Source organism: Acinetobacter sp. CIP 102129 (assembly GCF_000368305.1).
Taxonomy (GTDB): domain Bacteria; phylum Pseudomonadota; class Gammaproteobacteria; order Pseudomonadales; family Moraxellaceae; genus Acinetobacter; species Acinetobacter parvus.
In genome coordinates, this window is sequence record NZ_KB849339.1 from 475334 (window position 1) to 500055 (window position 24722).

A 24722-nucleotide genomic window follows, 5' to 3' on the forward strand; every position below is an offset into this window, starting at 1 on the left:
TTTCTGCTTAGTAAGCACTGGCTTCAAACAGCAAATGCACATCACTGATCACACCTTCCCTAAAACCACCCTCGCAATAACACAGATAAAAATCCCACATGCGGATAAAGCGCTCATCAAAACCAAGTTGCAACACCCGATCACGTTGCTCCAGAAAACGCTGGCGCCAACACTTCAGGGTTTGTGCATAGCTTTGACCAATATCTTCCAGATGTTTGAGACGAAGTTTTTGCTCAGAAGCCGTTTGCGTCATCACACTGATACATGGAATAAAACTACCGGGGAAAATATAACGCTTAATGTAATCCACCGTATTTAAAGCTTTAACATAGCGTGCATCTTCAATGGTAATCGCCTGTATCAAGGCTAGACCATTCGGCTTGAGGAGCTCGCGGCATTTTCGGAAATAAGTTGGTAAATATTGCTCACCCACTGCTTCAATCATTTCAATGGACACCAATTTGTCGTATTTACCTTCGAGTAAACGGTAGTCCTGAAGCTGTACAGACACCCGATGAGACAGCCCTGCTTCAGCAACTCGGGCGAGTGCTTCATCGTACTGAGCTTTGGAAATGGTAATGGTGGTCACCTTACAGCCATAATGCTGAGCCGCATAAATGGCAAAGCCTCCCCAGCCGCTGCCAATTTCAACCAAATGGTCCATCGGTTGCAATTGAAGTTTTTGGCAGATCAGTTCTTTTTTATAATCTGAAGCTTGTTCCAAGCTCATACAGGGTTCTTTAAACACCGCACTGGAATACATCATGCTGGAATCTAAGAACAATTTAAAAAAATCATTGCTCAAGTCATAATGCTCAGCAATATTCTGACGACTACCATCAATTGAATTCTTGCGGGATTTATACCAAGCCTTAAGTACCAACTGGCTAGCTTTTGCCACTACATTTTGATTCATCCGATCAAGCACATCACGATTACGCGCTAGAATACGAATTACATTGACCAGATCTTCACTGCTCCAGTAACCACGAATAAAGCTTTCTGCTGCCCCCAATACACCATTACGGAACAGCAAATCCATCAGACGGGTATCATGAACCTGTATCACCGCCTGCAGATCACTGTTTTCACCAACTGTCCCGTTCCAGAGGCCTTTAAAAATCAGCTGACCATGGCGTAATTTCAACAGGTGGCGCAGCACCACGGGCAGTTCGGTATGCTCTCCCATTAACAGTGTTTTCATAGTCATGTCTTTCCTTTTTCTTTTTTAGGATGCCGATAAAACGGAATTTTCTTTTTCCATAACCGCAAAGCATGTAGATAAATCCCGCTCACCATCCTAAAGGGCTCAAGAACTTTTAATACAGCATATCGATGTTGCTGTGAAGGAAGTGTGATGGCTTGCAGCTTAAATTTCATGGTGGCATCAAATTGCAATATTTCTTGTTCAAACAACTGCATATGAATCATATTTTGCTGTTCTGAAAAGCTAAAACGCCAACGGTAATCCAGTGACATTGGCATGAATGGCGACACATGAAAGGCCTTTTTAAAGTCAAACTGATGACTCTGGTACGGCGCATGTTCGTCTGCATTGTTTCGGCAGTCGTGAATGTACACCTGACGTTCATTCCACGGTGTATTGGTGATTTCACTCAGTATAAAAATCAGTTGATCGGTCGTATCAAAGATCAAATAAAACACCACAGAATTAAAACGAAAACCCAGTGTGCGTGGTAAAGCCAGTACACGAATAGATGCAGCATGTGGTAAATGATAGTTTTCGTGTTTGATCAGTAACCGTGCAACTTTCTGCCGAATCGAGCCATATTCCATGTTTAGAAAGTCACGTTCATCCAAGGTCAATAAATTCCAGCGACTAGAAGACCAGAACCAAGATTTTTGGGTAAAATTTGCCAGTTGATCTGGATCAAAGCATAAATAGCTAAGCTTCACCTCAAAAGCATGCGATTTGGGCAAATAGCGACGATGGCGAATTTCGGTAGAAGCCATAGCCAGTGGATACATTTGCATTCTGTACTCCTAAGCCGCTTGCTCAGTGTGTTGCAGCAACTGATTTACAACCCATGAAGCACTACGCGCTCCATCTTCATGAAAGCCCCAGCCCCAGTAGGCACCACAGTATGACGTCCGGTTCTGACCATTAACCTCAGCCCAACGTTGTTGTGCCTCAATCGCGGCAGCATCAAATACTGGATGACGATAATATCGTTCTACCCATATTTTTTTCGGATCGAGGTTAAAGTTAGGATTGAGTGTGGCAAAGATTTGGGTTTTACAATTCAGGTTTTGCAACTGGTTCATCCAATAGCTAAAACCATAGTGCATGCCACTATGCTGGAATGGCGTCTGTTCAGATCCTTGACTCGAAGTTACATGCACATGCCAACTCGCCCATTGGCGACGAGATTTGGGCATAATACTACTATCTGAATGCACCACCATGCGGTTATCCTGATAGCGAAACTTACCGAGTACGTCCAACTCCTGAGCAGAAGGGTCTTTCAGTAATTTCAGACTATCATCAGCATGGCTGGCAAACACGACCCAGTCAAAACGTTCGGTGCCCTGTGTCGTTTCAACCAGCACATCATTGGCACTACGGGATACATGCAGGACACCCGTTTTGCGGAAAGTGATATTCGATTGGGCCTGAATCGCACGAACGTAACGCGCTGATCCCCCCTTGACTGTAAGCCATAACGGCCGGTCTTTTAATTGCAACATGCGATGATGCTGGAAAAAACTCACCACAAATTTATAGGGAATTTGTCCAGCTTGCTCCACAGGGCAGGACCACAGCGCTCCACACATGGGATAGAGATGTTCCTGACGAAAAGCTGTGCTATATCCATGTTGATTTAAATACTCATCAATACTGAGCTGTGCATCGACCTGTTCCACATCCAGATCTTTATTCGCCACATAGAAACGGAACAGATCCGACAACATCGCGCGAAAATCCGCATTAAAAAAGTTTTGCGGTCGGAATAACAGCGAGAATTTTTTTGAAGGATTGTACTGTAAGCCACTGACCTGATTATTCACCGAAAAGCCCATGTCACTGCTTTGCGATTGAATTCCAAGCTCTTTTAGCATCGAGCAGAACAGCGGATAGTTATGCTCATTAAACACGATAAAGCCACTGTCTACCGCAACCTGTTCACCATCGATATTTAGCTGATGAGTATCAGTATGACCACCAAAGTAGTTATTCTTTTCAAAGATGGTAACGTCATACACTTTACTGAGTTTCCAAGCTGCATACAAACCAGAAATACCTGAACCAATAATCGCAATTTTCATGGTGATTCCTTAGAATGAATAGTAGGTGCGCCTGTTTTGGCTGCTTTTCTCTGTTTTCGAGCTTGTGCAATTTTACTGACGTCATAGACCCGCGCTGGAATTGGCTTTAAGCCCCAGACTATCCCGAGCCAAGACATAATTTTTAGAAGGTAATAGGTCACATCAATCTGCCACCAGTAAAAACCCTGCCGGGTACTGCCAGCATAGTAATGATGGTTGTTGTGCCAACCTTCGCCCAAGGTAATGATGGACAGGAATAAGTTGTTACGGCTTTGATCATCAGTGTCAAAATCACGGCTACCGTAATGATGCGCCAGTGAATTGATACATAAGGTCGCATGGATCAACAACACCGTGGAAACCACAAAACCCCAGACCAAAAGTTGCAAGCCGGAGGTCCCAAGTTGTGGCCAAGTGATTGCCAACCATTCACCTAGTACATAAATCCCGCCGGCAGTCAGCAGCACAACAATCAAACTGAAACGGTCTAGCCAGATCAGCTCTGGATATTTCAGCCAGTCCTTGATGACTTCTTTACGTGTAGCAAAATTATATTCATTCAGAAACCAACCAACATGGCTATACCAAAAACCATGCGTCGAGGAATGCGGGTCTTTCAAGGTATCGGTATAGCGATGGTGATAGCGGTGATGCGCTGCCCACCAGAGCGGACCACGCTGCGCGCTCATGGTGCCAATCAGCACAAACAGAAACTGTACTGGACGCGAAGTCTGAAAAGTTTTATGCGATAAATAACGATGAAAAAAAGCAGTAATTGAAAACATGCGGACCAGGTAGAATGCCAACATAAAACCAATTGCAAACCATGACACTCCCACCCAGAACACTGCTAGACAAGCCAGATGCAATAAGATAAATGGTAAGATCCTGAGCCACTGAATTTTACTATTTTCAGCAGTCTGGGTTTTGGGCGCTGAAAGTGTAGACCAGCTGTCTATCCATCGCATCAGACTTTTCAACATCGACTCACCCTAAATTTTTGCAACTATATTTATTCTATTTGATGAGTTTAATCAGTCAGATATGAATTTTATGTGAAGTAAATAAAAAAAACCGAACTGTAGAGAGATTTATCAGTTCGGCAAAAGGTTAGCAGATTAATGAGGCAATTTTATAAGTTTTGTGACGTCGTAACCATAATGTTTTGCAGTTTCCAGGTAGGACTGATAAGTTGCTTCATCGAGTTGCGGTTCACGTGACAAAATCCATAGGTATTTATTACTTGGGCCCCCCACGAGTGCCACTTTATATTCTGGATCTACTCGCAATACCCAGTAATCACCTTTGCTAAATGGTATCCATCTTAAACCTGTAGGCAAAAAGCTGACCTTCAGTTTGCTGTTCCCCTGATTTTGCGAATACGCAACACCTTCAGAGCTAATTATCTCGCCATTGGCAATTCGGCAGCTATTCAATACCCCGATAGTTTGATCGGCATTGACGCTATATTGTGCCGTGATATTAGCTATACATTTACGCTGAAAATACATCGGTAAATGTGCAATTTCATACCACTTGCCTGCATACTTCTGGACATCTACCCGATCAACTGCCTGAGGCAAAGCAGTTTCTGCTTGAGTCGTTGTAAAGCTGATGATAGACAGTGCTATCGCTGCAAAAGCAGACTTAAATCGCATCTTCATTTTTTAGCCTTGTTGGATCTCAGGATTAAGATAACCCAAGTCGATGTGAACAAAGTGTGAAGATTAAATGCAGGATGAATGTAGGCGAAATTTCAATCTTACAGCCTGAGAAAATGGAGAAAATCATTTTTCTTGGATCCCCTTTTAACGCGGTAAATTGGTTTTTCCAGATTTAATGTAGCAATATTGTCGGTAATATTTTTTAAAAAAGTCAACTAGATCAACATATTAAATCCAGATCCAGTCATCTTTTATAAGGTAATTAAATATACATATAAAAAAACTTGATTAATTTTATTTTTAAGGTATAGTTAACTCAACTAGAAAAAAGTCTTGTTGCATTAAATCTCTCTTAAGTATCGTCGTTTTATTCATAATTCTTCGTTTTTTCAGATTTTAAGTTTCATTCTTTATTATTTTCAAAGTTATATGCAGTCAATAAAATGACTAAAAATTATTAAAAAATCAGTAGGATTTATTATGTCAAACTCAAATGTTGTTAAAGGTACCGTTAAGTGGTTCAATGAAACTAAAGGTTTTGGTTTTATTCAACAAGAATCAGGTCCAGATGTTTTTGCGCACTTCAGTGAAATTGCCAACTCAGGTTTTAAAACCTTATTCGAAGGCCAACAGGTTGAATTTAGTATTGCTCAAGGTCAAAAAGGACCAAATGCGGTCAATATTATTGCTATATAAGCACTAAAATACGAGTTGAAAAAGCACTACTCAGTGCTTTTTTAATTTTAAAGAAAAAGTTGTTGTTCCATATTGGAAAAAATCATAAAAACAGGATATAAATTGTTAAAAGTTAATGAATTAATTGCAAAATCTAAAAATGGTACTGAAATTCTCGTTTCTTTAATTCCCTTAAATAAAATGCAGAATACACGTCAAGGTTTTAAAGAAATTGAAGTGGGTAAAAGAGTTCTGCTGGAATCTGGAATTGATGTAGATTTAAATTTAGATGGTCGTACATTTTATACGTCTTTAAATCAATTATTTAAGCTAAATCATAAAGTGATTTAAATAAAAAAACTTCTGAATGATGAAGCCATGTAATGGTTTCTCTTTCCTGCTGTTATTCAAGGTACATCTAAGTATTCCCTGCCTATTCAGAATGGTGTCTGTTTATAGAGAGTTCCTTTTCTAGATGAGCTAGATTGCCGTTCTTATTTCAGCCAGAAATTCTCATCTAAACTTTCAAACCCTGCTCTTTTTAAAATTTCAAAGCCACTCTTTGCTGTCATCTGCTACAGGAGTACCGTGCATCACATGCTGAATCATTGCATAGGCGATACTGCCCTTAAACGGAATCTCGGGTAACTGATCAAATTTAAAAAATTGCGCATCGCTGAGCTCATCTTCCTGAATCTGAATCTCACCCGAGTGATACTCCGCTCTGAAAGCCATCATCAGGTTGCTAGGAAACGGCCAAGGCTGGCTAGCCAGATATTGAATATTCTTGATCTGCAGCCCAACTTCTTCCAGTGTCTCACGGCTTACTGCCTCTTCCAGGGTTTCTCCAACTTCAACAAAGCCTGCAATCAGGCTGTACATCTGGGTTTTGTTGCGAGCATTTTTTGCCAGCAGAATTTCATCTTCGCCGCGGGTGATGATAGTAATCACACAAGGATTCACCCGCGGATACTGGTTATAGCCACAGGATGGACAGATCATGGCATACTGGCTGGCATGCTGCTGGGTAGCATAACCGCATTTACTGCAAAAGCGGTGGTTACGACGCCACTCCAGTAACTGCACAGCACGGCTGGCCTGTTCAAACTGCGACCTGCTCCAGACCTGCACCAGTTGCCGGATCGGGACCAGTTGATAACCTTCGGGTAGTGATTCATTTTCTTTTAGATCCCGTGCAATGACTTGGCCATTTTCCGACAGATCTAAGTCGTGCTGCAGTTTTTCTACCTGCGGCAACTGAAAATGTTCATCCACCAGTAATTGCTGGTGTCTAAAAAGATACGCTTTTGAATGCATACTCATGACATCCACTGATTAAAAAAATCCCATACATAGAGGTGTATGGGACAAAACTAAGGAAGCTTACATAGAGTAACTTTAAACAAAATACTAGGGGCCAACTAATGAAATTACAACCATAATAATTTGTATATTTTTGATTAAAATCACACAACTTTCACACCACTTTTTACTTGGCGCAAGAAATGGCACCTCTGCTGGGAGGAAGTACAATATTGTTCTGAACGATGTAAACGTGAGTCCAGACAGCTTTCAAAATCAAACGCTTAGAAACGCTTGTATTGGCGTGAACAATAGGCCCGTATCACGTCGGGTGAACGCAGTTGCAGATGTTTGGTTTTTCGGCCAGTGACGCGTTCACGCCACATTTTAAAAACTCGATGCTTTCATATTTTGCCGCATCAAGAAAACATGGTATTCGATTTATGTTTGGTATCGACTGTAACCGTAAGGTTTCCCCAGAGAAAGGACAATGGTTTCAACTGCGTTTATTGCCGAATTTCCATCAGGGTCAAGTGGTCTGGCTCAAAGATTTTGGCTTTGTACCGTACGTTGAGATACAAAAGAACCAGTTTGAGGGGATCTTTGAAAATGTATATCGTTGGCAGAAGAAATTATTTAGACCAATGATCAAAAACTTCATTGATGACTTTATTCTCGATAAAAATCATCTGATACCACAGAGAGTCTATAAATGATAGTGCGTAAGTCCTAATATAGCTAAATTCTAAAAATATTAGTACATGGAAACATTTGTAAAACCTGATTTCCTATGGTTTTAGGTGTAATGATAAATTACGTATTCAGCTATAGCTGGATAATTCTTGAAAATTATGTTCAAGTGCTTTGGCTGCCTGCTGTTCGATTGCCCTAAATTTTTTCAGAATCACTTGCCCCAATTCAGGGATAACCGCACCACCACCATGTGTTCCACCTGTCTGTGTTTCGACCAAAGCAGGGGTCGTCTCAGGAAACGGAAAATATAGCACGCTAAGGATTTTCACTCCGACTTCTTTTAACGATATCCAACACGGTATTTTTGCTTAGATTGACCAGCCGACCGACTTGTCGATAAGAGTGTCCAGCAGACACCAACTCCAACACTTTAGGTGCCAGACGATCTGACTTGGTACGTTGACCAGGACGACGACCAAACACAACGCCACGCGCTTGTGCCGCTGCTACACCAGAGCGCACACGTTCACGTAGTAAATCTCCCTCAAACTCTGCTAATGCAGACATCACAGAAGCCATGAGCTTTCCCTGAGATGTGGAAAGGTCAAACTGCAAACCTGTTTGTGCCACCAGAGATACCCCGAAATGCCCAAGATCTTGTAATGACTGTACGAGATCCACGGTGCTTCTGCCCCAGCGTGTCAATTCCGTCACCAAGATGGCATCGATTTCACGAGATTGCGCCATGGTCATCAAGTATTTTCTTTGCAATCTCTCATCCTTACTGCCTGATGCAGTTTCTTTCCAAACACCGACAACATCGTAGCCGCAACGATTGGCGTAGGCACGTAGGTCATATTCCTGTCGTTCGCAGGACTGATCGTTCGTTGATACTCGGCAATAAATGGCCGCATTCTGTCCCAATTGAACCTCCTTGCGAAATTGCAGCGCAAAGCTAAGCGTGGCGGTACAAAATAATGTACCTTTAATAGTTTAGTTTATTTGGGACTAATGAGCCATGCCGCGCCATTCTATTTTGTCGTCCACGGAATTGGGAAGCCTGTTCGAAATTCCAGATGATAGAGCTTTTATGCTTCAGCATTACACTCTGAGTGATTCTGATAAATCCATAGTCCATCAACATCGAGGGGCATCCAACAAGCTAGGCTTTGCAATTCAACTTTGCTACATGCGTTACCCTGGAGTGATATTGGGTATTAACGACGAACCATTCAAACCCTTACTTTTCATGATGGCTGCTCAACTTAGTATATCAGTGGACTGCTGGAATGATTATGGTCAGCGCGAGCAAACAAGACGAGAACATATTGCCGAATTGAAAAAAGTTTTTGGGTTCAAACTATTCACCTTGAGTGACTATCGGCAATCGGTCAATATGATGGTGGATTTGTCCCTTCAGACAGATAAAGGTCTTATTTTAGCCACAACTCTCGTTGAAAATTTACGACAAAAATCAGTCCTTTTGCCAGCTATAAATGCAATTGATAGTATTTGCGCAGAAGCAATCACATCTGCCAACCGCATAATTTATACTGCTTTGACGAGCTCACTTTCAGAAACTCATCGTCAAAATATAGATGCTTTGCTGAACCGTAAAGAGGGCAGCAAACTGACAATATTGGGGTGGCTTAGACAGTCACCAGCTAAACCAAACTCAAAGTACATGCTTGAGCACATTGAGCGGCTGAAGTGCTTACAAGCCATCGATCTACCTGAAGACATTGGAAAACACGTTCATCAAAATCGCTTACTGAAAATTGCTCGCGAAGGTGGGCAAATGACTCCTGCTGATTTGGCCAGATTTGAATCTCAACGTCGATATGCCACTTTGGTAGCAATCGTTGTGGAGAGTATGGCCACGATCACCGACGAAATTATTGACCTGCATGATCGCATTATTGGAAAGCTATTTGCTATCGCAAAAAATAAACACCAGCAACAATTTCAATCATCAGGTAAAGCGATCAACGACAAAGTGCGTTTGTATGGGCTTATCGGGAAAGCCTTGCTAGATGCCAAGCAAAATGGCAGTGATCCGTTTGCCGCCATCGAAACTGTTATTTCATGGGATGCTTTTGCAGCAAGTATTACTGAGGCAGAAAAACTGGCGCAACCCGAAGACTTTGATTTTTTACCACGAATTGGCGAGAGCTATGCAACTTTACGCCGTTACGCGCCAGAACTTCTTGCCATACTTAAATTGCGTGCTGCCCCAGCAGCAAAAGATATGCTTGCCGCTGTAGAGTTGCTCCGCAGCATGAATGTTGATAATACACGAAAAATCCCCTCTAATGCTCCAATAGCGTTTATCAAAAAACGGTGGGCAAGACTAGTCTTTACCGATGATGGTATTGATCGCCGCTATTACGAAATATGTGTGTTATCTGAACTTAAAAACTCGCTACGGGCTGGGGATCTCTGGGTACAAGGCTCTCGCCAATTCAAAGACTTCGATGAGTATTTAGTGACTGCTGATAAATTTAATCAGCTAAAACAGTCCAATGAGTTACCTCTAACCATTACTACTGATTGTGATCTATATTTGCAAAGTCGCCTTTCACTATTGGAGCAGAAATTAGCAATCATTAATCGCATGGCAGCGACCAACGATTTGCCTGATGCGATGATCAATCAATCTGGTCTAAAAATAACACCTCTCGATGCCGTGGCTCCTGATACAGCCCAAACTTTAATTGACCAAACAGCAATGCTGTTACCACATATCAAGATCACCGAATTATTAATGGAGGTCGATGAATGGACAGGCTTTACTCGACACTTCACTCATTTGAAAACGGATGACACTGCGAAGGATAAAGCGTTATTGCTCACGACCATACTGGCTGATGCAATTAATTTAGGGCTGACGAAAATGGCCGAATCATGTCCTGGTACAACTTATGCCAAACTCTCATGGCTACAGGCTTGGCATATCCGTGATGAAACTTATTCAACGGCATTGGCCGAATTGGTGAATGCTCAATTGAAACAACCTTTCGCTGAAAACTGGGGAGATGGCACTACCTCCTCATCAGATGGCCAACGCTTCCGCGCAGGTGGCAGAGCTGAAAGTACAGGACATATCAATCCAAAATATGGCGCAGAGCCTGGAAGGTTATTTTATACACACATTTCTGATCAATACGCACCATTTAGCAGTAAGCTGATCAATGTGGGCGTTCGTGATTCAACCTATGTTCTTGATGGGCTGCTGTATCACGAGTCTGATTTACGCATCGAGGAACACTACACCGATACGGCTGGATTCACCGACCATGTTTTTGCACTCATGCACATGCTAGGGTTTCGATTTGCACCACGAATTCGTGATCTGGGCGATACGAAACTCTATATTCCAAAGTCAGACATAGACTATGCCGCACTTAAACCCATGATTGGCGGCACACTGAATATCAAACAGATTCGTACTCATTGGGACGATATTTTGCGTCTGGCCGCATCAATCAAGCAAGGGACTGTCACAGCGTCGCTAATGCTACGTAAACTCGGTAGTTATCCACGACAGAATGGTTTGGCATTGGCATTACGAGAGCTGGGGCGTATTGAGCGCACACTGTTTATCTTGGATTGGTTGCAAAGCGTAGAACTACGCCGTCGGGTTCAAGCTGGATTAAATAAAGGTGAAGCCCGTAATGCATTAGCGCGCGCCGTTTTCTTTTATCGATTGGGTGAGATTCGAGATCGAAGCTTTGAGCAACAGCGTTATCGAGCCAGTGGCTTGAATCTAGTGACCGCCGCCATTGTATTGTGGAACACGGTTTATTTAGAGAGAGCGACTAACGCCCTACGAGGGCATGGTCGCACAGTCGATGATACCTTGCTGCAATATCTGTCACCGCTGGGGTGGGAGCACATCAATTTAACTGGGGATTATCTATGGCGAAGCAAAGCCAAGATAGGTGGTGGAAAATTTAGGCCATTGCGCGCAATTGAAAAACCTTAGCGTGCTATATTTTCCGTTTCCTGAGACGACCCCTACAAGGGCCGTAAGCCGTCACTGACTCCTGAACAAGTGGCTCTGCTGCATCAACGTCTTGAATCTGGCGACTACAAAACCAAGCGAGCATTGGCGAAGGAGTTTGGGATTTCTGCGCCAACGCTGTATCGGTATCAGTAGTAGTTCCAGCTATTTGATATTATTTGTCTATCTATTGAAAATTTTTCTGAGTAAAACAGGGTCGGCATCCTGAACTGAGCTTGCTCCAATTTTATTTGCTGCTAACCGTAAACAGGAATCGACCGATACAAACCAACTTGCCATCAAGTAGTAACTGAACCGATACTGTCGTAATGCGCCGACCCGCACGAACAATACTGGGGACTGCCTGTAACGTACCTATAAATGCTGGCCGCAGGTAATCAAAGGTCATCGTGGAGCATAAGGGCAGCTCATTATCACCACGCTGACGGGCAAGATAGGCGGCGGCGGCCACTTCACCAAAACTCGCGAGAATGCCGCCATGAAACGTGCCAATCATCGGGTTGCCGATATGCGAATCACGAAAGTCCATAAAGTACTGTATTTCTCCATGTTGCATTTCCTCACGAAAACCTAGAAAATCGACAAAAGGCTCGTCACACAATTTTAGTGGGGGTGTTTCCGCGCTCATCTGATTTACTATACTCATATCACTCGCCTCGCGCTTCATTGCTGTCAAAAGAGGGTCCCATCGTGCCGATTGCGAAAGAACCAGTGACAGTAGCCAGTAGCTCACCACTGTCTTCTGCAACCGCTCGGCCCGTGATAAAGGCCACCGTATCGGTTCTACCAATGCAATCCACTATCGCCTTTAAACCTACCGCAGAGGGAATACGTCGCAAAAAATCGACACGCAAATCAATAGTGGCAATCGGCTCTAACGACCGCAATGACGAAAAAATAGATAAGCCGCAAGTCGTATCCAGCAGCGTCACCAAAGCCCCTCGATGCAGTGAGCCTTTACGGTCAGAGAGTTGCTCAGAGAAGGGCATCGTCATCTCGGCATGACCATCGCTCACTGCACCAACACTAATATTGAACATATTGAATAAAGGGTGATTAGTACCAAAAAACGCCTTAGCCATGGTCAGGTGTGCCGTGTTATTACTGTCCATTTTTGAACTCCCGCCATTGCTGGCTGATTTTATTGCGAAAAAATTAGCGGCACGTCTCAAAGTGCAAGGGCGGCATCTGTATAATTACGTTCGGCCTGCATCACCGCCACAATGGCCTCTTCAATGGCGGCATATGGAAAGTTTGTGCTTTCCGAGGCAGACTTCAAACACATGGCTAATGCCGTCCATGCTTTTTCGCAAGCCCTCATTAACAGGGGCAGTCGATATTGCTGTACACTTGCGTCATAGTGAACCGCTTCATCAAGGAATTCAGCGTACATTTTGCGGAAGCCGCCGCCACCTGTGCCACGCTTTTCAATAATTTGGTAGGCAAATCGGGTCGTCCAGTGCCAATCGCCTGTGGCTCCCCAACGACTCAGTTCGGCCAGCCATGTTTCCAGTGCCGATATGCCACTCACAGCTAATGACTTGGCGTTGTCATGGATGACACCGGTAATCATCTCGGGGGTAATTTCGCCTTGAAACGCGGTGGGCGTGAACATATTGCCATAGTGAATAAATGGGGGCTGTGTAGAAAAACGTGCGCGGGTCAGTGCCTCTCGCGTCACCGACAAAACACTCGGACGCTCGGTATCGGTGACAAATACCGCACCTGTCTCTGGATTTCTCGACCAAGCGGCTATGGCGTGACCGGGAAAGTGCGTGCTGCTGTTGAAGTAAGGTAAATAAAAAATATCCGTCAGCAACAGGGTGGGGTGACCCGCATCCAAACATTTCTCCAGCGCGGTGGCTGCCGATTCGGGTGACTCGAAGGTTTGCCACTCAAAGGGTATACCGATACTTTCAAATACGCGCGCTTCAAACCCCAAAGACCGCACATGCACTAAAAATGGCACAGGGGCGTCAGCCATTTCCAAATAGGTCACGCCAAGCCCTGAGCCTAATCCAAAGCACATGGCCTCGGAAATATTCAGCCCATTAAACTCGAGCAAATCACGAATTGCGGAGCTGCCACAATGCCTCCCGATGGCGTGCGTGATACGGGATGGAGTCTTATAGTTGGTCACAGGTTTTTTGCCTCTTCGTGAAAATCTGGATTAAGGATGCCTCTTGTCATCATCTGCCATATCGCATCCGCGATCTGTTCAAGATTGTACTTACCATTTTCTTTATACCAAGTGGCAGCCCAGTTTATTGCTCCTAGCCCAATCAGTCTTAACAGATCTGCATCCACATCGTTTCGGATACAACCATAAGACTGCAGATCATCAAGAATTGTCTGCCAATATCGCTCGTATCTGTCTCTCTCAGCAATAATCTGCTCACGTGCGACTCCATGTACCGAGCGCCACTCAAACAACAACACATAAACCATATCGTCACCCGACATAAGGATATCGACATGTGTCTGCAGTGCCGATTGCATTTTTTTGAGTGGATCTTGAATCGCGGAAGTCGCCTCAACAATCCTGTAAATAGTTCTCTCAATAGCAAGCCGCATCATATCAACCAAAATATCGTCTTTACTACGATAGCGGTAATGCAGACTGCCTGGAAGAATACCACAAGCACTGGCAATTTCTCGCACACTGGTACGCTCAAAACCCTTTTCTCGAAACAGCTTGGCAGAAGCGGCTAATACTCTCTCGCGGTCAGCAACTTCGACTCGCGTAGATTCACTACTCAACATAGTTTGACTCATAACATTATATCAATAAGACAGGTTACTCGACTTGGTCAAGTCGAGTCGAGTCTTTCACGGTCTCTCCTGATCTATACAGCTTTTGCAATGGGGACATTAAAAACAATTCGTGACGCTTCCATAGGGTCTTGATGCTTATCATATTCAGCCAGCCAAGAATTAACCTTTTCTGGGATTTCGGTGTCGCTAGGATGGAAACCTGGCTTAAACCAGTCCAGATAGCGTGGAATAAGTCTGGTAATCAGGCCACGTGGTCCATAGAGGCGATAAAATCCCTTAGCAAGCACCAATGGCTGACCTTGTAGTTTGTCAATTTTCAACATATGCCAAAGAACTGAGCCAACCACCGCATGTACCAGTAGCGTTCCGATAATCAAAGCAGATGCGCGGGTGAAATACCCCCCACCTGCCGCTGTTTCGTAAACATCAAAGGCTACTGTTTTGTGTTCGACTTCTTCTACCCCATGCCACATGAACATGGCACGCATTGCGGGATGAGCATTCTTGAACATCTCACCCTCACCCTCCATAGCACCCTCGCCTAGTACAGCAGTAATATGTTCAAAGGCAGCTGTCATGGCCAACAGATACTTGGCGGGCAGGTGTTTTTGGGAGAGCCGAATAAATAATTTGAATCTTGCGATGACCTTTTCGACATGAATGCCTTGCGACTGCATCACCGCATTATACTGGTCATGCACAATGCCATGTTGCGCTTCTTGGCGAAAAAAGTTTTTGATATCTTCTCTCAGTTTAGGATCTGTGACCAGATCCTGATAGTTACGCACCGACTGAATAAAAAAACGCTCTCCATCGGGGAAGTGAATAGAAAGTGCATCAAAGAAGCGTGTTAACACCGGGTCACCGTCGTTCCAAAAAACTGGAACATCACTTAAATCAAACCGCGGCTTACGTGGCTGGATATTGATCATATGAGTCATGGCGAGAGTTTCCTTGTAAAGGCATCGAATGTCTGTAAACCTGCTATCACATTTGACCTTGAGCAATATTTTTCACCTTGGTCAGGCACAGCAAATATCACACAAGAATTCAACGGGTATTGGTCAAATGACCAAATGCATATTTTGAATATATTGGTCGATTGACCAAATGTCAAGCCTGTCCTCAAAATTTGATAGAATGAGTTAACAACGCAGCAGGTGAGCCAGATCATCTTTGACATCGAATATAGCTACCAGACCTTTTGGCAGAGGTGTTTTTTTAATGTTAGTTTTTTTACATTAGAGTGTGTTGACGTTTGAAAATATTGATTGCAAATTGGAGGCAGACTCAGAGAATTAAAGCTCTCCCCATCCGAGTCCACCATGCCACGCTTTATGCTGAACGACCAACATTGAGCAAAGATTTCTCCTATGCTCAAGCAACAGGACATTGATCACAAACCAAATTTACGGCTCACCGTAGAAGCCATGCTCTACAGAATGTGGGTGAAATGTCCATGGCTAGACCTACCTCCTGACTGAGTTTGGTCAGCAGCCTAATCTCTACAAAAGATACAACGACTGGTCAGCAAAAGGTTTTTTCCAAAGCATACTCAGGGTTTTATCTACTGACTCTGATATAGAGTAGGGGTTATGGATAGCAATTACGTCAAGGCACATCAACATAATGCACGTGCTGCAACTCACGATCAGGAGGCGATTGGCTTAAGTCGAGGTAGCAAGACAAGTAAGATCCATCTTGCCGTAGATGGGTATGGATTACCCATCGTGTTTGCGATCACGGGTGGTGAATTACACAAAGCCAAAGCTGCACCTGACTTGCTCTCACAGGTATCTATCGATGCCATTCTGATTAACATCTGAATCAGCGTAATGCAAATCTAGCCTGATGTAGTTTTAAGCTACCCCATCAACGCCTGTACCGCAATCGACTCATCCGCCAACCGCAGTGGATCGACCGCCGTACCAGCCGTGATCAGCTTTTTGCTTAGCATAAACTCCTGCGGACGATTCACACAATCCGCCGCAATCAGGCGACCCGCCTGCAAATAAAACGCTGCAAAGCTACGCCTTTGCTGCACATCACCCCGAATCACGATCTGATCATACCCCTGACTGAGTCCCGCAATCTGCAACTTTAGATCATACTGATCTGACCAAAACCAAGGCAAACTCTTCGAGGTCCGCTGTAAGCCACACAAGGTCGCCGAGGCAATTTTGGCCTGTTCATTGGCGTTTGGTACCGACTCCAAGCGCATCCGCCGCTGATAAATCGGATTAAACGCATTGGCACAATCCCCGATGGCCACAATCTCTGGCGCACTGGTACGGCAATACTCATCAATCACAATACCATTGTCCACCTGCAAGCCCGCGTCCAGCGCCAACTCGATATTCGGTACAACCCCGACCCCGATGATCACCAGATCTGCATCGAACATCGAACCATCGGCACACAGCACCGCTTGCGCCCGCCCCTCACCCGTGATCGCCGTGACCGACACACCGGTATGAATCGTCACACCCTGTTCGCGATGAATCCGCGTATAAAAGTCCGACACTTCCGGTGCAGTTACCCGCTGCAAAATCCGCTCGGCGGCTTCCAAGACCACCACCTGCATGCCCTGCTCGGTCAATGCGGCGGCTGTTTCAAGACCGATATAGCCACCACCGATCACCACTGCTTTGCCGTTGGGTTGTACAAATGGCTGGATAGCCTGTACATCGCTGATATTTCTAAGATAATGCACACCTGCCAAATCAGACCCAGCCAGCGACACCGTCCTGACTCGTGCACCGGTACACAGCGCCAACTGGTCATACGCAAGCGTACTGCCATCTTGTAGTGTCACGCTGCGCGCTGCCCGATCAATCGCAACCACCCGCCCGTGCCGAAATTCGATCTGATTTTTTTGATAAAAAGCGGCTGGCCGAATCAATAACTCATCGACCAGTTGTGCACCGCATAAAAAGGTCTTGGACAACGGCGGTCGATGATACGGCAAATACGGCTCATCGCCGATCACCACAATCTCGCCCTGCCAGCCATCTGGCCGCAGACTTGCCGCCAACTGCGCCGCAGCATGACTTGCGCCAATGATGACGATTGTTTGCATATGAATTCACTCAGTTCATGGTTGATGCACAGCATCAATTGTTGCCGACGACAGTTGCAAAATGCCTCTGTCGCCTATTTTGATACCTACGCTTTGGCAGTCAGTTTGACCATCATCTTGGCATAGCCGCGCACAAAATTAGATTGCACAATTTCTGGCTCACCCAAAACCTCAATATTTTCAAAACGCTGAAGCAGCTCTTCCCATAAGATTCGCAACTGCATCTCGGCCAAGCGATTACCCATACAGCGATGCACACCAAAACCAAATGACAGATGATTACGCGCACCTTTACGATCAATGATCAATTCATCAGGTCGCTCAATCACTCGCTCATCGCGGTTGCCAGAAACGTACCACATCACCACCTTGTCGCCTTTTTTGATGGTCTGACCGTTAAGCTCTACATCTTGCTTGGCAATCCGACGCATATAGGCCAGCGGGGTTTGCCAGCGAATAATTTCGGATACCATGTTCGGGATCAAGCTCGGATTGTTTTTGAGTTTGACGAACTCATTTGGAAACAGGTTAAGTGCGTATACCCCACCCGTCATCGAGTTGCGTGTGGTATCGTTGCCGCCGACAATTAGCAAGACCAAATTGCCCATAAACTCCATCGGCCGATAAATCAGGTCTTTAGTCGCTTCGTTTGACTGCATCAAGCTGATCAAATCATAGCCCATTTCAGCGCCTGCAGATTTTTGTGCGGCTTTTCTATGCCATAACTCCGCAAAATGCTTTGCTGCATCGACTGCTGCATCAAAAATCTCATCCAAATTTGTCACTGTCCCACCTGTGGCCTCCGCAGTGCCAGCCATCAAGTCTGACCATTCAACCAATTTGTGCCGCTTTTCGTATGGGAAATCAAATAATGTTGCCAACATACGGGCTGTCAGCTCAATCGAAACATTCTGCACCCAATCAAACGGCTGATCCGTTGGCAACTGATCCAAAACCTCTTGCACGCGTAGCCGAATCAAACCCTCTAGCTCTTTGAGATTTTTTGGTGCGACTACATCCTGTACGGCCTGCCGCTGCACATCGTGCTTGGGTGGGTCCATTGCAATAAACATTTCAGCATCTAACCCAGGAGGGGTGTTGCCAATCGCGATCACAGGTTCAGCTGAAAAAATCTCATGATTTTTATCGACATAGACAATATCATCGTAACGCGTGACCGACCAAAATGCCCCAAACGGACTGTTGGCTTGATAATGTACCGGTGCTTCATCACGCAGCCGCTTAAAGTAAGACTGCCATTTTTTTTGCTTGTATAAAAATGGGTTGCTAACATCAATCTCAGCAAGTGCCAGTGTTGCAACTTCTGGAATCGGTTGCTCGATAAATGCAGGAAATTCTTGCACGTTAAACACACGGAATTTGGCTTTTTGCATCCACTGAATGCCGCGAACCTGCGTGTGCAATGGGACAAAACGGGTCACTTGACCATGCAAAAACTGCTTGCCCGTTTGAAACTGCTCATTAGACTTGACTTTATCCGTAACCGTGGTTGCTACGTCTGCAGCGGTGCTGGTGACAGTTTGGGTTATTTTCTCAAAAATTTCTGCGACTGAGTTCATGATGGTCTCCTGACTGAGCATCGTTGACGAGGTGTGTTTGTTAAGGCGGTTGATCCGCTGGGTTACAGCTGACGTGTTACATCTGAAACTCAGGCAGATGTACCGTCATGCCATCCATTGCATCGGTCACTTGGATACAACACGCCAAACGTGAGGTGGCAGCACGCTCTGGGGTCATTTCCAACATCTGCTGCTCATTCGCTTGTGCCGTACCCGCAACATCCGACCACTCAGCACTGACAATCACGTGGCAGGTACCACAGGCGCATTCGCCACCGCAATCCCCATCAATTCCGGCAACACCGTTTTCAACCGCCAACTGCATTAGTGACTTACCCGCTTCGATTGCAACGCTGGTTTGTGCACCATCGTGGGCAATAAATGTAATTTGGCTCATGGCTACGACTCCGATTTGGCTTAATTTCACTGTTCAAGCTCAAGATTACGCACTCTCTGCGGTTCTGTAGAGGTTATTATTTGACAAATAGAGGTCATAAAAAGACAATATTACCTCGTCAGCCAATAAAGCATATTCCATGTATCAGACTCACTCAGGCAAAGAACCCGCGATCATTCCGTGTAGCTATACCCGTTTGATCGGTCGAGAACTGGACTTACAAGCGCGCGATCTGCCGAAATTATTAAAATTCACTGCGCTGACCACTGAGCAACTGATGCGTGATGACACCATGATCACGGCCAGCCAACAAGCTCAGATCCTGCAAAACAGCATAGATCTATCAACATCTGAACAGTTCGGTTTGCGCTTGGGTCAGCGCCTAACTCCCTCAACGCATGGTGCGATGGGCTTTTTAATTAATAGTAGCCCGAACTTGCTAGCCGTGTTACATGCGTTTCAGACATTTTTGCCGACGCGTATAAGTTTGATGCGACTTGAAGCACATACCGATGCTGCGTGGACGAGCTGCATGATTTTTTTTGAGCAAACCCTGAATAGCGCAGTACATCGGCTACTGTCCGAAACCGTTGCAGTGATTTTTTCAGAATTTGCTGAGTTTATTGTTGGAAGACCATTGACCGAGGCAGTGATACAGTTTAGCCATGCTGCACCCGATCATCATGCCTGTTATGCGGATTATTTGACTGGTGAGTATCAGTTCGATCAGGCACAATTTTCGATCCAAGTGCCGACCGAACTGTGCTTGATTGCCAATGCCTCTGCGCAGCACGACAGCTATCTACTGGCGATGCAACAATGCGAAATGATTCTGAATCGGCTCAAGACCCAGCAACACAGCACCACTTACCAAGTGCAAAAAGCCATGCTGTCCTATCCGCTCGGGCAACTGAGTGAAGAGGATCTGGCTGCAGCCTTGTTTATGAATAAGCGTACGCTGGCCAGACGTCTGGTCAAAGAGAACACGAGTTACCGGCTGATTCGAGATCGGATTTTATCTGAGAAAGCCAGTAGTTATTTACATGACCCTCAAATATCGGTCGAGGCAATTGCCAGCTTACTGAATTACCACGACTCTGCTAATTTTCGGCGCGCGTTTAAACGCTGGTTTGGTGTATCACCAAGTGCTTATCGGCGAAAAATCACCCATCGGCAAGAAGAAAATGACCTGAGAGAATGAGGTTGTTCGTATGATTGTTAATACGTTGAAACATCAATACGCCCTAGAAAAATACCTTAAAACGCTATGTCAGAGATGGCAATCATATGGCAGCCCTCCACTTCCAATCCGATAACCTCAACTCAACCCAACGCTTGCAACCCGCTGTGAACTCTGTAGAGGTTTTAATTCCCATTGCAGCCCATCCACCGTCAATGTCTTCAGTTAGGGGTCGTCTCAGGAAACGGAAAATATAGCACGCTAAGGTTTTTCAATTGCGCGCAATGGCCTAAATTTTCCACCACCTATCTTGGCTTTGCTTCGCCATAGATAATCCCCAGTTAAATTGATGTGCTCCCACCCCAGCGGTGACAGATATTGCAGCAAGGTATCATCGACTGTGCGACCATGCCCTCGTAGGGCGTTAGTCGCTCTCTCTAAATAAACCGTGTTCCACAATACAATGGCGGCGGTCACTAGATTCAAGCCACTGGCTCGATAACGCTGTTGCTCAAAGCTTCGATCTCGAATCTCACCCAATCGATAAAAGAAAACGGCGCGCGCTAATGCATTACGGGCTTCACCTTTATTTAATCCAGCTTGAACCCGACGGCGTAGTTCTACGCTTTGCAACCAATCCAAGATAAACAGTGTGCGCTCAATACGCCCCAGCTCTCGTAATGCCAATGCCAAACCATTCTGTCGTGGATAACTACCGAGTTTACGTAGCATTAGCGACGCTGTGACAGTCCCTTGCTTGATTGATGCGGCCAGACGCAAAATATCGTCCCAATGAGTACGAATCTGTTTGATATTCAGTGTGCCGCCAATCATGGGTTTAAGTGCGGCATAGTCTATGTCTGACTTTGGAATATAGAGTTTCGTATCGCCCAGATCACGAATTCGTGGTGCAAATCGAAACCCTAGCATGTGCATGAGTGCAAAAACATGGTCGGTGAATCCAGCCGTATCGGTGTAGTGTTCCTCGATGCGTAAATCAGACTCGTGATACAGCAGCCCATCAAGAACATAGGTTGAATCACGAACGCCCACATTGATCAGCTTACTGCTAAATGGTGCGTATTGATCAGAAATGTGTGTATAAAATAACCTTCCAGGCTCTGCGCCATATTTTGGATTGATATGTCCTGTACTTTCAGCTCTGCCACCTGCGCGGAAGCGTTGGCCATCTGATGAGGAGGTAGTGCCATCTCCCCAGTTTTCAGCGAAAGGTTGTTTCAATTGAGCATTCACCAATTCGGCCAATGCCGTTGAATAAGTTTCATCACGGATATGCCAAGCCTGTAGCCATGAGAGTTTGGCATAAGTTGTACCAGGACATGATTCGGCCATTTTCGTCAGCCCTAAATTAATTGCATCAGCCAGTATGGTCGTGAGCAATAACGCTTTATCCTTCGCAGTGTCATCCGTTTTCAAATGAGTGAAGTGTCGAGTAAAGCCTGTCCATTCATCGACCTCCATTAATAATTCGGTGATCTTGATATGTGGTAACAGCATTGCTGTTTGGTCAATTAAAGTTTGGGCTGTATCAGGAGCCACGGCATCGAGAGGTGTTATTTTTAGACCAGATTGATTGATCATCGCATCAGGCAAATCGTTGGTCGCTGCCATGCGATTAATGATTGCTAATTTCTGCTCCAATAGTGAAAGGCGACTTTGCAAATATAGATCACAATCAGTAGTAATGGTTAGAGGTAACTCATTGGACTGTTTTAGCTGATTAAATTTATCAGCAGTCACTAAATACTCATCGAAGTCTTTGAATTGGCGAGAGCCTTGTACCCAGAGATCCCCAGCCCGTAGCGAGTTTTTAAGTTCAGATAACACACATATTTCGTAATAGCGGCGATCAATACCATCATCGGTAAAGACTAGTCTTGCCCACCGTTTTTTGATAAACGCTATTGGAGCATTAGAGGGGATTTTTCGTGTATTATCAACATTCATGCTGCGGAGCAACTCTACAGCGGCAAGCATATCTTTTGCTGCTGGGGCAGCACGCAATTTAAGTATGGCAAGAAGTTCTGGCGCGTAACGGCGTAAAGTTGCATAGCTCTCGCCAATTCGTGGTAAAAAATCAAAGTCTTCGGGTTGCGCCAGTTTTTCTGCCTCAGTAATACTTGCTGCAAAAGCATCCCATGAAATAACAGTTTCGATGGCGGCAAACGGATCACTGCCATTTTGCTTGGCATCTAGCAAGGCTTTCCCGATAAGCCCATACAAACGCACTTTGTCGTTGATCGCTTTACCTGATGATTGAAATTGTTGCTGGTGTTTATTTTTTGCGATAGCAAATAGCTTTCCAATAATGCGATCATGCAGGTCAATAATTTCGTCGGTGATCGTGGCCATACTCTCCACAACGATTGCTACCAAAGTGGCATATCGACGTTGAGATTCAAATCTGGCCAAATCAGCAGGAGTCATTTGCCCACCTTCGCGAGCAATTTTCAGTAAGCGATTTTGATGAACGTGTTTTCCAATGTCTTCAGGTAGATCGATGGCTTGTAAGCACTTCAGCCGCTCAATGTGCTCAAGCATGTACTTTGAGTTTGGTTTAGCTGGTGACTGTCTAAGCCACCCCAATATTGTCAGTTTGCTGCCCTCTTTACGGTTCAGCAAAGCATCTATATTTTGACGATGAGTTTCTGAAAGTGAGCTCGTCAAAGCAGTATAAATTATGCGGTTGGCAGATGTGATTGCTTCTGCGCAAATACTATCAATTGCATTTATAGCTGGCAAAAGGACTGATTTTTGTCGTAAATTTTCAACGAGAGTTGTGGCTAAAATAAGACCTTTATCTGTCTGAAGGGACAAATCCACCATCATATTGACCGATTGCCGATAGTCACTCAAGGTGAATAGTTTGAACCCAAAAACTTTTTTCAATTCGGCAATATGTTCTCGTCTTGTTTGCTCGCGCTGACCATAATCATTCCAGCAGTCCACTGATATACTAAGTTGAGCAGCCATCATGAAAAGTAAGGGTTTGAATGGTTCGTCGTTAATACCCAATATCACTCCAGGGTAACGCATGTAGCAAAGTTGAATTGCAAAGCCTAGCTTGTTGGATGCCCCTCGATGTTGATGGACTATGGATTTATCAGAATCACTCAGAGTGTAATGCTGAAGCATAAAAGCTCTATCATCTGGAATTTCGAACAGGCTTCCCAATTCCGTGGACGACAAAATAGAATGGCGCGGCATGGCTCATTAGTCCCAAATAAACTAAACTATTAAAGGTACATTATTTTGTACCGCCACGCTTAGCTTTGCGCTGCAATTTCGCAAGGAGGTTCAATTGGGACAGAATGCGGCCATTTATTGCCGAGTATCAACGAACGATCAGTCCTGCGAACGACAGGAATATGACCTACGTGCCTACGCCAATCGTTGCGGCTACGATGTTGTCGGTGTTTGGAAAGAAACTGCATCAGGCAGTAAGGATGAGAGATTGCAAAGAAAATACTTGATGACCATGGCGCAATCTCGTGAAATCGATGCCATCTTGGTGACGGAATTGACACGCTGGGGCAGAAGCACCGTGGATCTCGTACAGTCATTACAAGATCTTGGGCATTTCGGGGTATCTCTGGTGGCACAAACAGGTTTGCAGTTTGACCTTTCCACATCTCAGGGAAAGCTCATGGCTTCTGTGATGTCTGCATTAGCAGAGTTTGAGGGAGATTTACTACGTGAACGTGTGCGCTCTGGTGTAGCAGCGGCACAAGCGCGTGGCGTTGTGTTTGGTCGTCGTCCTGGTCAACGTACCAAGTCAGATCGTCTGGCACCTAAAGTGTTGGAGTTGGTGTCTGCTGGACACTCTTATCGACAAGTCGGTCGGCTGGTCAATCTAAGCAAAAATACCGTGTTGGATATCGTTAAAAGAAGTCGGAGTGAAAATCCTTAGCGTGCTATATTTTCCGTTTCCTGAGACGACCCCAAAGCAGACTGAAAACATTGATTCATGGTATCCACCAGTTGCCAAGCACGTCGGTAATTCATATTCATGGATTTTCGCTCAGAAAAATCGAAAGCTATATA

The 24722-nt window shown here is 44.9% G+C and carries 22 protein-coding genes and 6 pseudogenes; 9 read left to right on the forward strand and 19 right to left on the reverse strand.

The features are described 5' to 3' along the window. Nucleotides 1-7: 7 nt before the first annotated feature. The 5 genes from F973_RS03895 to F973_RS03915 form a co-directional block, all read right to left on the reverse strand. Nucleotides 8-1210, reverse strand: coding sequence for an SAM-dependent methyltransferase (locus F973_RS03895; RefSeq protein ID WP_004760109.1), 1203 nt, complete (start codon nt 1208-1210; stop codon nt 8-10). After that, nucleotides 1207-1995, reverse strand: coding sequence for a DUF1365 domain-containing protein (locus F973_RS03900; protein WP_004760112.1), 789 nt, complete (start codon nt 1993-1995; stop codon nt 1207-1209). The genes F973_RS03895 and F973_RS03900 overlap by 4 nt, the downstream gene beginning before the upstream one ends. A gap of 9 nt (nt 1996-2004) precedes the next feature. Continuing rightward, on the reverse strand, nt 2005-3288 hold the full coding sequence (locus F973_RS03905; RefSeq protein ID WP_004760113.1) for an NAD(P)/FAD-dependent oxidoreductase: 1284 nt from the start codon (nt 3286-3288) through the stop codon (nt 2005-2007). Next, nucleotides 3285-4271, reverse strand: a complete 987-nt coding sequence (locus tag F973_RS03910; RefSeq protein ID WP_004760115.1) for an acyl-CoA desaturase — start codon at nt 4269-4271, stop codon at nt 3285-3287. The genes F973_RS03905 and F973_RS03910 overlap by 4 nt, the downstream gene beginning before the upstream one ends. A 135-nt stretch (nt 4272-4406) precedes the next feature. Next, nucleotides 4407-4952, reverse strand: a complete 546-nt coding sequence (locus F973_RS03915; RefSeq protein ID WP_004760116.1) for a lipocalin family protein — start codon at nt 4950-4952, stop codon at nt 4407-4409. A gap of 480 nt (nt 4953-5432) precedes the next feature. Here F973_RS03915 and F973_RS03920 point away from each other — a divergent pair, with 480 nt between their 5' ends. Together F973_RS03920 and F973_RS03925 are read left to right on the forward strand one after the other, a co-directional pair. Beyond that, entirely contained in the window at nt 5433-5648 is a 216-nt protein-coding gene (locus F973_RS03920; RefSeq protein ID WP_004760117.1) for a cold-shock protein, read from the forward strand. Between the two features lie 102 nt (nt 5649-5750). Continuing rightward, nucleotides 5751-5978, forward strand: coding sequence for a hypothetical protein (locus tag F973_RS03925; protein WP_004760118.1), 228 nt, complete (start codon nt 5751-5753; stop codon nt 5976-5978). A 198-nt stretch (nt 5979-6176) separates the two neighbouring features. Here F973_RS03925 and nudC read toward each other — a convergent pair whose 3' ends face one another. Next, nucleotides 6177-6950: an NAD(+) diphosphatase gene (gene nudC / locus F973_RS03930; RefSeq protein WP_034432157.1), complete on the reverse strand. Its 774-nt coding sequence runs from the start codon at nt 6948-6950 to the stop codon at nt 6177-6179. Nucleotides 6951-7124: 174 nt separating this feature from the next. On the opposite strand from nudC, the pseudogene F973_RS14460 reads away from it, so the two are divergent. Then, nucleotides 7125-7217 (forward strand): annotated as a pseudogene (locus F973_RS14460) (DUF2256 domain-containing protein); the annotation flags it as partial. On the opposite strand, the pseudogene F973_RS14465 reads toward F973_RS14460, so the two are convergent. Continuing rightward, a pseudogene (locus F973_RS14465) lies at nt 7214-7352 on the reverse strand (DUF2805 domain-containing protein); the annotation flags it as partial. The pseudogenes F973_RS14460 and F973_RS14465 overlap by 4 nt on opposite strands. On the opposite strand from F973_RS14465, the pseudogene F973_RS03935 reads away from it, so the two are divergent. Then, nucleotides 7352-7645, forward strand: a pseudogene (locus tag F973_RS03935) (hypothetical protein); the annotation flags it as partial. The pseudogenes F973_RS14465 and F973_RS03935 overlap by 1 nt on opposite strands. 105 nt (nt 7646-7750) lie before the next feature. On the opposite strand, the pseudogene F973_RS03940 reads toward F973_RS03935, so the two are convergent. Both F973_RS03940 and F973_RS03945 read right to left on the reverse strand, forming a co-directional pair. Beyond that, nucleotides 7751-7903 (reverse strand): annotated as a pseudogene (locus tag F973_RS03940) (hypothetical protein); the annotation flags it as partial. A 34-nt stretch (nt 7904-7937) separates the two neighbouring features. Then, nucleotides 7938-8546, reverse strand: coding sequence for a recombinase family protein (locus F973_RS03945; RefSeq protein WP_004726718.1), 609 nt, complete (start codon nt 8544-8546; stop codon nt 7938-7940). Nucleotides 8547-8640: 94 nt separating this feature from the next. Here F973_RS03945 and F973_RS03950 point away from each other — a divergent pair, with 94 nt between their 5' ends. Beyond that, the gene (locus tag F973_RS03950) at nt 8641-11607 is read left to right on the forward strand and encodes a Tn3-like element ISAcsp1 family transposase (protein WP_004726714.1); all 2967 of its coding nucleotides are present in this window, start codon (nt 8641-8643) and stop codon (nt 11605-11607) included. A gap of 51 nt (nt 11608-11658) precedes the next feature. Further along, nucleotides 11659-11781 (forward strand): annotated as a pseudogene (locus F973_RS14470) (helix-turn-helix domain-containing protein); the annotation flags it as partial. 91 nt (nt 11782-11872) lie between these two features. Here F973_RS14470 and F973_RS03955 read toward each other — a convergent pair. The 5 genes from F973_RS03955 to F973_RS03975 all read right to left on the reverse strand — a co-directional run bounded on the left by F973_RS03955 (nt 11873) and on the right by F973_RS03975 (nt 15362). Next, the gene (locus tag F973_RS03955; RefSeq protein WP_000029507.1) at nt 11873-12292 is read right to left on the reverse strand and encodes a PaaI family thioesterase; all 420 of its coding nucleotides are present in this window, start codon (nt 12290-12292) and stop codon (nt 11873-11875) included. A gap of 1 nt (nt 12293) precedes the next feature. Beyond that, the gene (locus F973_RS03960) at nt 12294-12758 is read right to left on the reverse strand and encodes a PaaI family thioesterase (RefSeq protein ID WP_000378064.1); all 465 of its coding nucleotides are present in this window, start codon (nt 12756-12758) and stop codon (nt 12294-12296) included. A 56-nt stretch (nt 12759-12814) separates the two neighbouring features. Further along, nucleotides 12815-13786: a BtrH N-terminal domain-containing protein gene (locus F973_RS03965; protein ID WP_000186299.1), complete on the reverse strand. Its 972-nt coding sequence runs from the start codon at nt 13784-13786 to the stop codon at nt 12815-12817. Then, nucleotides 13783-14409, reverse strand: coding sequence for a TetR/AcrR family transcriptional regulator (locus tag F973_RS03970; protein WP_000952904.1), 627 nt, complete (start codon nt 14407-14409; stop codon nt 13783-13785). The genes F973_RS03965 and F973_RS03970 overlap by 4 nt, the downstream gene beginning before the upstream one ends. A gap of 83 nt (nt 14410-14492) precedes the next feature. Then, entirely contained in the window at nt 14493-15362 is an 870-nt protein-coding gene (locus tag F973_RS03975; protein WP_000149466.1) for a metal-dependent hydrolase, read from the reverse strand. A 654-nt stretch (nt 15363-16016) separates the two neighbouring features. On the opposite strand from F973_RS03975, the gene F973_RS03985 reads away from it, so the two are divergent. Further along, complete coding sequence (locus tag F973_RS03985) at nt 16017-16247, forward strand: IS5 family transposase (protein ID WP_004656998.1); 231 nt, start codon at nt 16017-16019, stop codon at nt 16245-16247. A gap of 38 nt (nt 16248-16285) precedes the next feature. Here the strand turns inward: F973_RS03985 and F973_RS03990 are convergent, their stop codons facing one another. The 3 genes from F973_RS03990 to F973_RS04000 all read right to left on the reverse strand — a co-directional run bounded on the left by F973_RS03990 (nt 16286) and on the right by F973_RS04000 (nt 19477). Further along, on the reverse strand, nt 16286-17500 hold the full coding sequence (locus tag F973_RS03990) for an NAD(P)/FAD-dependent oxidoreductase (RefSeq protein ID WP_001193555.1): 1215 nt from the start codon (nt 17498-17500) through the stop codon (nt 16286-16288). An 86-nt stretch (nt 17501-17586) separates the two neighbouring features. Beyond that, entirely contained in the window at nt 17587-19080 is a 1494-nt protein-coding gene (locus tag F973_RS03995; protein WP_001089493.1) for a cytochrome P450, read from the reverse strand. Between the two features lie 76 nt (nt 19081-19156). After that, the gene (locus F973_RS04000; RefSeq protein ID WP_000078398.1) at nt 19157-19477 is read right to left on the reverse strand and encodes a 2Fe-2S iron-sulfur cluster-binding protein; all 321 of its coding nucleotides are present in this window, start codon (nt 19475-19477) and stop codon (nt 19157-19159) included. A gap of 139 nt (nt 19478-19616) precedes the next feature. Here F973_RS04000 and F973_RS04005 point away from each other — a divergent pair, with 139 nt between their 5' ends. After that, nucleotides 19617-20678, forward strand: a complete 1062-nt coding sequence (locus F973_RS04005; protein ID WP_004760125.1) for an AraC family transcriptional regulator — start codon at nt 19617-19619, stop codon at nt 20676-20678. 240 nt (nt 20679-20918) lie between these two features. Here the strand turns inward: F973_RS04005 and F973_RS04010 are convergent, their stop codons facing one another. Beyond that, complete coding sequence (locus F973_RS04010) at nt 20919-23885, reverse strand: Tn3-like element ISAcsp1 family transposase (protein ID WP_004726714.1); 2967 nt, start codon at nt 23883-23885, stop codon at nt 20919-20921. A gap of 94 nt (nt 23886-23979) precedes the next feature. Between F973_RS04010 and F973_RS04015 the strand changes: the two genes are divergently transcribed. Beyond that, a complete protein-coding gene (locus F973_RS04015) occupies nt 23980-24588 on the forward strand; it encodes a recombinase family protein (RefSeq protein WP_004726718.1) in 609 nt (202 codons plus the stop codon). A gap of 20 nt (nt 24589-24608) precedes the next feature. Here F973_RS04015 and F973_RS15405 read toward each other — a convergent pair. Further along, nucleotides 24609-24695, reverse strand: a pseudogene (locus F973_RS15405) (hypothetical protein); the annotation flags it as partial. Between the last annotated feature and the right edge of the window lie 27 nt (nt 24696-24722).